The organism is uncultured Sphingomonas sp. (assembly GCF_946477935.1).
In the GTDB taxonomy this organism is placed as follows: domain Bacteria; phylum Pseudomonadota; class Alphaproteobacteria; order Sphingomonadales; family Sphingomonadaceae; genus Sphingomonas.
This window is the reverse complement of the sequence record NZ_CAMLAC010000169.1, coordinates 1-7668: the sequence shown is the minus strand read 5'-3', so window position 1 is coordinate 7668 and position 7668 is coordinate 1. Positions and strand designations below refer to the sequence as shown.

Sequence of the window (7668 nt, the reverse complement as noted above, 5' to 3'; positions counted from 1 at the left end):
CCCCAACCCCTCCCCTTCAGGGGAGGGGCTAGCCGGGGATCACCCCAAGGGCGTCACCAGCGCCCGCCCCGCAAATAACGCCTCCAGATTCGCCACCACCAGCTCCGCCATCGCGGCCCGCGTCTCGACCGTCGCGCTCGCCTGATGCGGCGCCAGCACCACATGCTCCATACCGGTCAAGGCTTCCGGCACCCGCGGTTCGTCCGCGAACACATCCAGCCCCGCCCCCGCGATCGTGCCGTCGCGCAGCGCCTCCACCAGCGCCGCTTCATCCACCAACGATCCGCGCGCGATGTTCACCAGCACGCCCTCCGCGCCCAACGCACGCAGCACGCCGGCATCAACCACATGCGCGGTATCCCTGGTCGCGGCTGCAGCGAGGATGAGCACGTCGCTCGCCTCTGCCAGCGCGGTGATATTCGGCAGGTGGCGCCACGGCACATCCGCGTACACCCGGCGGCTGGCATAGACGATCTCGCCCGCAAACGGCGCCGCCCGCATGGCAATCGCCCGCCCGATCCGTCCAAGCCCGAAGATGCCGACCGTCCGGCCGCTGACCCGCCGTGCCAGGGGAACCGACCAGCGCCCTTCCCGCACCGCCCGGTCGTTCGCCGCCGTCCGGCGCAGCACCGCCAGCATCAGCGCGATCGCCTGATCGGCGACATCGTCGGTCAGCACGTCCGGTGTCGTCGTCACCGCTACGCCACGCGCTCGCGCCGCCGCCACGTCTACGCCGTCATAGCCCACGCCGTTGAGCGCGATCAGCCCCAGTGCCGGCAGCGCCGAAATCAGGTCGGCCGGCACGCGGCTCATGCCCGTCCCCACCACCGCGCGCACCCGTGCATCGGGTCCGCGCACCACGTCGAAACGGTCGGAAACCATCCGCCCGACTGTGGATTCCGGGTCGGCAAGCAGCAGCACAAGGGGACGATCGCTCATCCCTCCAGCATAGCTAGACCAGCCGTGCCTTCAACAAGGGCCTGAGCAGGTAGTTCAGAACGCTGCGCTTTCCGCTCAGGATATCGACCTCGGCCACCATGCCCGGAATGATCGGCAACACCTCGCTCCCCCGCCGCAACTGGCTGCCATCGGTGCGGATCAGCACCTTGTAATAGGGCTCCTTGCCGTGCGGGGTGTCTTCCTCGATCGTGTCCGCGCTGATCTGCTCGACCTTGCCGGCCAGATCGCCATAGATGGTATAGTCGTACGCGGTCAGCTTCACCTTGGCCGACATGCCCGGCACCAGGAACGCCACGTCACGCGGCTTCACCTTGGCCTCGACCAGCAAACGGTCCTCGATCGGCACCACCTCCATGATCGGTTCGGCCGGCTGGATCACGCCGCCGCGCGTGGTGATCAGGATCTTGTTCACCCGCCCCGTCACCGGCGACAGGATCCGCGTGCGGCGAAGCTGGTCCTGCCGCTGTGCAACGATCGGCTCCAGCGGGCTCAACTCCGCCTTTCTTTGCGACAATTCGGTGTAGGCTTCCTGCGCATAGCTGCTTTTCACTTCGATCAGCTTGCCGTTCAGCGTCGCGATCTCCTGCCCCAGCTTCAGCGCCTCCATCTCGCTCACCACCTGCTTGGCGACCAGCGGCCGGATCAGCGCCAACTGGTTCTGCGCAATACCGATCTGCTTGCCGATGGAGGCCACGCTCTCGCGCAGCTTCTCACGCCGCGACTGGAATAGTGCCATTTCGGACCGCTGCGTGGATGGGTCGATCCCGGCCGGAAACGCCACCGTCCCGCGCCCCAGCACCTCCGCCTCCAGCCGCGCAATCGATGCGCGCAAGGCCACCGCCTGGTTCGAGGATTCGGCGAACGACGTCTCGAACCGCGTCGGGTCCAGCCGGACCAGCGGCTGCCCGGCGCGGACCAGATCGCCCTCCTTGACCAGTAATTCACCCAGAATGCCGCCCTCAAGGCTCTGGATCTTCTGGATGCGGCTGTACGGCACCACCCGCCCGTCGCCGCGCGTCACCACGTCCAGTTGCGCCCAGGTCGCCCAGCCGACGAAGATCGCCACGCATGCGATCACCGTCCACAGCATCATGCGCGACCGCGGATGCACGTCGGTCAGCAGCGGATCGGCCAGTTCGCGCCGCATCCGCTCGGCAGGCGTCAGGCTAAGCACGAACCGTCCCCTCCTTCGACACCAGTCCCGCCACGGGACCGTCCATCACCACCTTCCCCTGCCGCAGCACCACCGCACGCGTCACCAGATCCAGCACGCTGCGCTTGTGCGTCGTCACCACCAGCGTCCGGTTCCCCAGCCAGCCGCTCAGATACTGGATCACCTGCATCTCGTTCGCCTGGTCGAAGAACGCGGTCGGCTCGTCGAGCAGCACGACGCGCGGATCCTGCAACAGCACCCGCGCCAGCCCCACCGCCTGCCGCTGCCCGCCCGAAAAGCTCGCACTGCTCTGGATCGCCATGTCCAGCCCGCGCGGATGCGCGCGCACGAACGGCCCCAGCCCCACCGCGTCCAGCGCCTCGAACATATCGGCGTCGCTCAGCGCCAACCCGCCCAAATTCAGGTTGTCGCGCAGCGTTCCGTGCAGCAGCGCCACGTCCTGTGGCAGATAGCCGATCGCGCGCCGCCGATCGCCCGGATCGATCGCACCGATCGCCACCTCGTCCAGCAGGATGCGCCCGCCGCTGGCATCGCCGAACCCCGACATCAGCCGCAGCAGCGAAGACTTGCCCGCACCGTTCCCGCCCAGCAAGGCGACGCGCTCACCGGCCTTGATGCTCAGCGCGGCGACATCGACCGCCAGCGGCCCGTCGCCATGCTGCAACCGCACCTCCTCCAGCCGGTACGCGCCCTCGGTCCGGTCGCGCGCGACGAACACCTTGGTCGCGGGCCGCTCGGCGGGGGCCGCCATCAACTGGTCCAGCCCCTCCATCGCCACCCGGATATGCTGCCACCGCCCGAGCATCCCCGCCGCCTGCGACATCGGCGCGATCCCGCGCGACGCCAGGATCGAGCACGCCACCAGCGCACCCATCGACATCTCGCCGGTGCTGATCCGGTACACCCCGAACACCACCACGCCAACATAGCCGAGCTGCTGCACCATCGACGCGCTATAGGCGAGGCCCGTCGCCAGCAGGCTCGTCCGCGCCGAACTGCCCGCCAGCTCGGCGGTCAGCGTCTCCCACTGATGCAGCGCGCGTCCTTCCCCGCGCCCCGCCTTGACCGTTTCCAGATGCTCGATCGATTCCAGCAGGATCGCATTCTTGACCGCCCCCTCGCGCAGGTTGCGGCGCGACAGGTCCCCCAGCCGCCTCTGCGTGGCGAGCCCCGGCAGCAGGATCAACAATACCGCCACCACCGGCACCCACACGATCGGCCCGCCGATGAGCGCGATAAGCCCCAGGAAGATCAGCACGAACGGTAGGTCGCTGATGATCGCCGCGCTGGTCGACGTAAAGAACTCGCGCACGCTCTCGAACTCGCGGATCTGCGTGCTGAACGCGCCCAGCGACGGCGGCTTGGCCGCCAGCCGCGTGTCGAGCACGCGTGCGAACAGTTGCGAGGACAGCTTCAGGTCCAGCCGCTTGCCCATCGTGTCCAGCAGATGCGCGCGCATCACGCGGAGCAGGCTTTCCAGCACGATCGCCAGGCCGACACCGCTGGCCAGGATCCACAGCGTATCGAACGCCGCATTGGGCACCACCCGGTCATAGACCTGCATCGCGAACAGCGCCGATCCGATCGCCAGCAGGTTCGCGGTCATCGCCGCCAGCGCCACCTCGGCATAATCGCGGCGCAGGCGCTTCAACGTGCCGAAGAACCAGTGCTCGCCGATGGCGGCATGATGCTGGAGCGCGCGCCCGTCCGGCCGATAGCGCGGCTTGGCGAATACGGCGGTGCCCGAATAGCGCGTCTGCACCTCCGCGATCGCCAGCGTCTGCGCGCCGCCGCCGGTGGCGGGGGAGACCAGATCGATCGTCCCGTCACCCAGCCCCGTCGCCACCACCGTCTCGCCGGTCGTCAGCACCAGCAGCGCCGGCAACAGCATCGCGTCCAGATCGGCCAGCCGGAAGTCCGCCACCCGCGCCGCCACGTCCACCCGCCGCAGCGCCCGCGGCACCATCGCGATCGGCAACCGCCCGTCCTTCAGCGGCAGGCCGTCACCCAGCTCCGCCACGCTTGTCGGCCGCCCCAGCAACTGCGCCAGCACCACCAGCCCCTCGCGCAGCGGATCCACCGGCGGCGCCGGCGGCACGTCCGGCACCAGCGAAAGTGCAGTCGCCATCAGGAAAGCCCCCCTTCGATCAACGGCCCGATCAGGCCCAGCCGTGCCGCGGCGCGAAACTGCACGCGCAGCCGGTCGATATGGATGTTGGTCAGTTGCCGCTGCGCCTCGAACTGTTCGCGCCGCGTGTTGAGGATGTCGATCAGGTCGCGCCGCCCGACGGTGAACTGGTCCAGATAGGTCTGGCCGACCGCATCGGCCGTGCCCACCTGCGTGCGCAGTGCCTCCTCGCGGGCGGCCATCATCGCGGCATTGTCGATCAGGGTGCGCACCTCGCGGCGCTGCTGACGGTCGACCGCCCCCTGGTTCAATATCGCCGCCTGCACCCGCTGCGCCTCGCCCTGCGGCCGCAGAAAGGCGGAGAAGCCTTGCATCGTCGACATGCGGAAGCGGATGCCGACGATCGTGTCGGACCGGGCGATGCCGCCGATCGGCCGGCGCAGCGTCGTCGCCTCGGCATTGATCTGCGGCAGCAACTGCGCCTTGGCACCGCGCAGGTCGGCCTCGGCGGTGCGCGTATCGGCCACCGCGCTGCGATAGAGCGGCGAGTCCGCGATCAACTCGCCCAGATCCTTGGCGGCGATGTGTTCGGTAAACGCCATCGGCCGCGGCTCGGCCAGATCGTTCGCCTCCTCGCCGACCAGCAGGCGATACCGGTTGCGCGCATCGACCAGCGTCCCCTGCTCGATCGCCAGTTGCTCGCGCGCGCGTGCCAGCTCCAGCCGTACCCGCTCGGGCTCCGACCGGTCGGCGAAATGCCCCTCGAACCGCGCGCCCGTCATCGCCTCGATACCACTCAGGGCCGCGATGAACGCCTCGACATTGGCCACCTGCCGCTCGGTGACCAGGATGTCGCAATAGGCCTCGGCGATATCCAGCGCGATCTCGTCGCGCCGGACCAGCGCCTGTTCACCCAGCCTCCCCTGCTGCGCCTTGGCCCGGTCCACGCTGCTGCGCACCCGGCCCCAGTCGTGCAGCGCCTGGGCTGCCGTCACTTCATAGCCCAACCCGTCCAGATCGAATGACTGCGGCCCGCCGGATACCGAGATGGACGGCAGATAGCCGCTCCTGGCGATGCGCACATCGGTCTCGGCCGCCGCCTCGCTGGCACGCGCGGCCTTCACCTCCGGGCTGATCGCCAGCCCCATGCGCACCGCCTCCGCCAGTGTGCGGGCGGAGGCGGGCGCGGCGATCACGCATAACAGCAGGGCGGGCAGCACCATGGCCGCCCGCCCGCGCGGCTTACACGACAACGGTAACGGTGTTCTGTTCGACATGCAGTGTCGTGCCGTTGAAGCTGTAGACGTCGTACACCGTCCCCTGGATCGTCACGTCGGTGCCCGTGTCCGCCGCGCCGCGCACCACCAGCCGATCCTCGGCATCGCCGGTGATCTGCAGGGTGTTGCCGGTGCTGGTCACCGCGTTCACCTCGGCGGCGGTCAGCGTCAGCACGCTGGACCCGTCGGCATGGCCCAGGTCGATCCGCTCGATATTGGCGATCGTGCCCGATGTACCGGGCCCGTAATCCAGGTCGATGCCGTTGCTCAGCAACAGCGTGTCGAACCCGGCGCCGCCGTCCACCGACCGGAAGTTGCTGGCGGTAAGCTCGATCGAGTCGTCGCCGGCCCCGGCGAACACCGCGTCGCCGCTGTGCACGCCCAGGATCAGGTCCGAGCCCGAGCCGGCATAGAACACCTCGCTGGTGCCCGTCACACCGATCAGCACGTCGGAACCCTCGGTTCCGTTCACCGAAATTTCGCCGATGCTCAGCAACGACCCGTTACCGATCAGCGACACGCCGTACCGCGCGCTGTCGTTGCCGAACTGGTCGGTGGCGATGATGTTGACCGACAGGCCCGCCCCCAGGTTCAGCAGCCCGCCGACGCTAAGGCCCAATTGCCCCAGCAAGTTCGCGTCCAGCAGGTTCAACCCGAAGTTGCCGTTCGCATCGACCGGTGGCGCCAACCGTGCGGTGGCAGCAGGCGTCGCCACCTCCAGCCGCACCGTAGTCCCCGGCTCGGTCTGCGCGACCAGGCCGATCGCCAGCGGCAACAGCGACACGTTCAGGCGGATGCCGCCCACCGTCAGCAGGTCACCGGTCAGCGCATCTTCCAGCCCCAGCGCCGCGACGTTGCTGACGTTGCCGGCCAGATCGGATGCCCGTGCGCTTACCGACACGTCCAGCAGATCCGCCAGCGACAGGCCGACGTTCAGGCCGCCGATCAGGTCCAGCGATCCCAGTCCCCGGTTGTCGAGCTGCACCGTCGCGGTCGCCGTCGTGCCCAGCGCGGACACGTCGACGGTCACGATCGAATTGGGCTCGCCCGCCACACCCAGCAGGTTGCCGACCAGCGACAGCACCGGCGTCTGTGGGGCGATCGTGTCGATCACGAACGCCGCCGGTGGCGACACCAGCCCCCCGTCGATCTGCGCGGTGACCTGTGCCGGACCGTCCGCCGCATTGCCGACCACCGGCACCGTCACGCCCACCGAGCGTGCGGCCACGTCCGCGGCGGTCAGCGTCGCCGTGGTCTGCACGACATAGCCGTTCTGCGAGGTCAGGGTGACCAGCACCGTGTCACCCGCGGCCGCACCGGGGGTCAGCCCCACCGCCACCTGGATGCCGCCGCCACTGCGCGCCTCGGCATTGTTGACGAAGCCGTCCGCGGCCTCGATCACCGTCACCACCGGCACGCCCAAATCGGGTGCGGTGATGATCGCGGGATTGCCGATGTTCAGCGCGGCGTCGATCGCCACCACGCTGACCAACTGCCCGTCGACCAGCGGCACGGGCAGCGTCACGCTGAACGTGCCGTCCGCACCCACCGGGGCGGTGATCGGCGTGCTCGAACCGCGCACGGTCACCTGTACCTGGGCGTTCGGTTCGGCGATGCCGGTCAGTACGGTGCCGCCCGCAGAGATCACCAGGTTGGTCGGGATCGTCGGCGCCACACTGTCCACCACCGCGGATGCCGCCGGGCCGATATTGCCCGCCGGATCCTGCGCCTGTGCCGACACCGCCACGCCATTGGCCAGCGCGGCGCCCGGCACGAACTGCCAGTTGCCCGCACTGTCCGCGACGACAGTTGCCAGCGGCGCCCCGCCCGCGGTCAGCGTCACCGTCGATCCCGCCTCCGCGGTGCCGGTCAGCGCGGTGCCGTTGGTCGGCCGGATCGTCGGCAATCCCGGTGGCACCGCATCGATCGTCACGCTCGCCGCTGTGCCCGTGTTACCCGCCGCATCGGTCGCCGTGACCGATACCACCGCACCGTCCACCGGCGCCGTGCCCGGCGTGAACTGCCAGCGACCATCCGCCCCGGCGGTGGTCGTGCCCAGCGGCACGCCGCCGACGGTCAAGGTCACCAGCGCCCCCGCCTCGGTCGTGCCGGACAGGATGGTGCCGTTG

At 69.3% G+C, this 7668-nt stretch carries 5 protein-coding genes; all 5 read right to left on the bottom strand.

Going from position 1 to position 7668, the window contains the following annotated elements:
- Positions 1-39 precede the first annotated feature (39 nt).
- Entirely contained in the window at positions 40-939 is a 900-nt protein-coding gene (locus tag Q0U08_RS15030; RefSeq protein ID WP_298092298.1) for a 2-hydroxyacid dehydrogenase, read from the bottom strand.
- 13 nt (positions 940-952) lie between these two features.
- Positions 953-2134, bottom strand: coding sequence for an HlyD family efflux transporter periplasmic adaptor subunit (locus tag Q0U08_RS15025; RefSeq protein ID WP_298092296.1), 1182 nt, complete (start codon positions 2132-2134; stop codon positions 953-955).
- Positions 2127-4262, bottom strand: a complete 2136-nt coding sequence (locus Q0U08_RS15020; RefSeq protein WP_298092294.1) for a type I secretion system permease/ATPase — start codon at positions 4260-4262, stop codon at positions 2127-2129. The genes Q0U08_RS15025 and Q0U08_RS15020 overlap by 8 nt, the downstream gene beginning before the upstream one ends.
- Positions 4262-5485 (bottom strand): TolC family protein, encoded by a 1224-nt coding sequence (locus Q0U08_RS15015; RefSeq protein WP_298092292.1) that lies wholly within the window; start codon positions 5483-5485, stop codon positions 4262-4264. Before Q0U08_RS15015 ends, Q0U08_RS15020 begins: the two co-directional genes overlap by 1 nt.
- A gap of 19 nt (positions 5486-5504) precedes the next feature.
- On the bottom strand, positions 5505-7668 hold a 2164-nt coding region (locus Q0U08_RS15010; protein ID WP_298092290.1), incomplete at its 5' end, for an Ig-like domain-containing protein.